Below are 2,995 nucleotides of genomic sequence, written 5' to 3'. Positions count from 1 at the left end.
CTCCGAAGCCCTGCGCCAGGCGGCGATGGATGTGCATGGCGCAGCGATGCAGGCGTAACTCGGCGTCCCACCCCCTTAGGATGGGTCGGGCGGCGTTCCGCGAGCCCGCGTAACCCATCACCCAGCCCCGCATGGGGTTCACCTACGGACTGGATGCTTAATGACCCGCCTCTATGGCGGGTTTTGTTTGCCTGCACGAAACACCCGCGCACGCCCATAGGTTGGCGCGGGGCGAAGCGAGGCCCAATCGGCTTGCCACCAGTAGCCGCTCGGCGCGCGGCTAAACTCGGGCGCTTGAGGTGCCGCGAGCGTACTTCTTCTGCAGGATCATCGACGCTTCGTTGTAGGCCGTCTGGAAGGCATCGCCGCCGACCCAACTCACTGCCGTGTCTTCGTCTTCATCGTGGAAGATCCCGCGATAGACGATCAGCAGGCCCATCATGAAGTCGATGGCAGCCTCTTCCTCTTCCTCGGCGACCACCAACTCCAGCACCGGGTACTGCAGGAACACCAGGCACATCGCCAGTAGGCTGATGCCTTCGCCGACGTTCATCGCCTGGAACAGATCGTCGAAGAGCGCCGGGTCGAAACCGTTCTCTTCAATGTCTTTGAAGTCGAAGGTGCTCAGGTCGATTTCGACATCATCGAAAGGCTCGTTGACCAGCGGATTGGCCAGAAGCGGATGTACGACATTGACCTTGGGTTTTGCCTTGCCCGAACGGTTCTGCTTGGCCTTGGCTTTGGCCCGCTGGGCGCGTTTTTGCTGTTTATCAGAGGAGGCCATGGAGGCGAGTTCCTTGTTCGATACAGCCATGTTCATGGCCTGGGGTATTCGGACATGAATTGTATTCAGTCTTGGCCAGGTTCGTCGGCCCAGGCGGCAGATTTTTCGTGCTCCAGACCTTTGTTTTCGGCCCTGGCAAGCCGGCCTGCGCCACACGGGAGCGCCGGCAACCCGTACGTCAAGGCAGGTTCCAAGGCCGGTTACAAGGGCTATAACTACCAGAACAAACAGTGGGTCATTCAGGATAGGCCCTGCACAGGCAGCGCCTGGGAAATCCTGGGGGGCCTGTCAGGAACAGGAGCACGGCGAGCGTGCGCAAAGCGCGCGTGGGGCTACCGCCGGCGACGACAGTCCCAGTTGGTGTTTCCCGATTGCCCGGGCCAGGCCCCCCACGGCCGATCGGCGCTTGCGGCGCGGAGCGATGTGATGAGTTCCAGAGCATGGCAATGGGCTCGCAAGAGCCTTCTTGGCTGCATCGAGCTGGCCTTGCTCGCCGTTCCACTGTGCGCCAGCGCCACGTTCAAGTGCCAAGCCAGGGACGGAACCATCAGCTACACCAGCCAAGCCATCGCCAGCGCCCGCTGCACTCGCCTGGATGGCATGGCGGGCGCCGCTGTCGACGCCAAGGCAAAGGCCCCGCCAAGGCTTGCGCGGGGCGACGACTCAGGCGCGGTGCGGATTCGGGTGTACACCTTCGTCCACAAGGGTATTCGTAAATATGTGAGCCGGCGCCCCGTTGGGATCTCCGCTCGGGTCACTGTCCTTGAGCTCGATTACATCAAGGGCTGCTATCTGTGCATGGCGCCGAAGGATTTCAAGGTCGCCTCACTGCGCCTGGACACCCGTTCCTATCGGCGGGAGATCGAAGCCGCTTCGGGTCATTACGGTGTCGACAGGGCGCTGGTCCGCGCAGTGATACATGCCGAATCGGCGTTTCGCCCCAACGCCATTTCCGTAGCCGGCGCCCAGGGGTTGATGCAGTTGATGCCCGCCACCGCCGAGCGCTTCGCCGTAGACGATCCGTTCGACGCGCGACAGAACATTCGTGGCGGCACGCGCTACCTGGCCTGGCTGCTCAAGCGCTTCAACGGCAACCAGGTGCTGGCGTTGGCAGGTTACAACGCCGGCGAAGCGTCCGTGGTCGAGTACAACGGGGTGCCTCCCTACGCCGAGACGCAATCCTACGTCACCCTCGTGCAGTCCTTGACCGAACGCTATCGCAACCATCGCTAGTACCGCAGGGCGCATAACCCGGAATGGGTTCGGTCCCTCCACGGCGGATAGCGATGGCGCGTTATCCGCCCTACGCGAGCAATCAGGCTCCGCGCTCGATCAATACGCCGGGCGTGGAATGGCTCAACCGAACGTCCACGCTCACCGGTAGCTATCGACCATTTCTGCCTGCCGCGATTGCCCATGGTTGCCTGCTTGATGCTGCGGGCCAGCTTCTATGCTTGTATAAGCACCCACCCCTGCCGGGGTCTTCCACGTTCGTTAGCGAGCCTCCAAACCCTTGTGCATGCGCCTTGTAGTGCTGGCCCTGATGCTGACGCTGTTCGGCTGCGCTACCGCGTCGGACCCGCCAAGGGACGAGGGTGGCGATTGGCGGTCCGTCTATGTAGTGAATCATGGCCTGCATACCGGATTGGCAATTGCACGCCCCGATCTACTTCAGGTACTTCCCGCACTGGCCGAAGAGTTCGGCGACGGTGACTTCGTTGAGTTCGGCTGGGGTGACGAGGACTTTTACCGAGCCCCACAGGCCACCATGAGCCTCGCCCTGCGAGCCTTGTTCGGGTCGACGGCAACCGTGCTGCATGCGGTCAAGATTGACGGGGACCCCAGGCGGCGTTTTGCCGCAAGCGAGGTCATCGAGGTGCGGGTGACGGAGGACGGCTACCGGCGACTGCTCGCGTTCGTGGCCGGGACCTTCACCCACTCTGCGACGGGCACCTTGGCGGTGCTCGGGCCTGGCCTGTATGGAGAGAGCCGGTTCTACCAGGCCGAGGGTAGCTATTCGCTGTTTTATACCTGCAATACCTGGGTCGCAGAGGCGCTGGCCGCGAGCCGCTGCCCAATGTCGCCTACAGCGGTGATTACGGCGGGGAACGTCCTGTCGCAGCTACACCGTGCGACAGCGGTTGGTGCATCCTGCCGGGTTACCCGCTAACCCGCGCAGACGATGGGGGTACATCCAACCTCGTGTCGTAT

Annotated in this window: 3 protein-coding genes; 2 read left to right on the top strand and 1 reads right to left on the bottom strand. The window is 62.6% G+C overall.

Translation table 11 applies throughout. The annotated features are described in order from the left end of the window. Positions 1–280: 280 nt before the first annotated feature. Positions 281–784: a hypothetical protein gene (locus tag FFS60_RS28445; protein ID WP_028631293.1), complete on the bottom strand. Its 504-nt coding sequence runs from the start codon at positions 782–784 to the stop codon at positions 281–283. Between the two features lie 426 nt (positions 785–1,210). Between FFS60_RS28445 and FFS60_RS28440 the strand changes: the two genes are divergently transcribed. Together FFS60_RS28440 and FFS60_RS28435 are read left to right on the top strand one after the other, a co-directional pair. Further along, entirely contained in the window at positions 1,211–2,017 is an 807-nt protein-coding gene (locus tag FFS60_RS28440; RefSeq protein WP_028631292.1) for a lytic transglycosylase domain-containing protein, read from the top strand. Between the two features lie 310 nt (positions 2,018–2,327). Then, positions 2,328–2,954 (top strand): DUF2459 domain-containing protein, encoded by a 627-nt coding sequence (locus FFS60_RS28435; RefSeq protein WP_162144835.1) that lies wholly within the window; start codon positions 2,328–2,330, stop codon positions 2,952–2,954. Positions 2,955–2,995 lie beyond the last annotated feature (41 nt).

Source organism: Pseudomonas sp. D(2018), assembly GCF_005502555.1.
Taxonomy (GTDB): Bacteria; Pseudomonadota; Gammaproteobacteria; order Pseudomonadales; family Pseudomonadaceae; genus Metapseudomonas; species Metapseudomonas resinovorans.
This window is presented reverse-complemented; position numbering and strand designations above follow the sequence as displayed.

Bases quoted from the DNA above. Each gene is read 5' to 3' on its own strand.
- FFS60_RS28445 (WP_028631293.1), bottom strand. From the start codon at position 784: ATGGCCTCCTCTGATAAACAGCAAAAACGCGCCCAGCGGGCCAAAGCC.
- FFS60_RS28435 (WP_162144835.1), top strand. From the start codon at position 2,328: ATGCTGACGCTGTTCGGCTGCGCTACCGCGTCGGACCCGCCAAGGGAC.
- FFS60_RS28440 (WP_028631292.1), top strand. From the start codon at position 1,211: ATGAGTTCCAGAGCATGGCAATGGGCTCGCAAGAGCCTTCTTGGCTGC.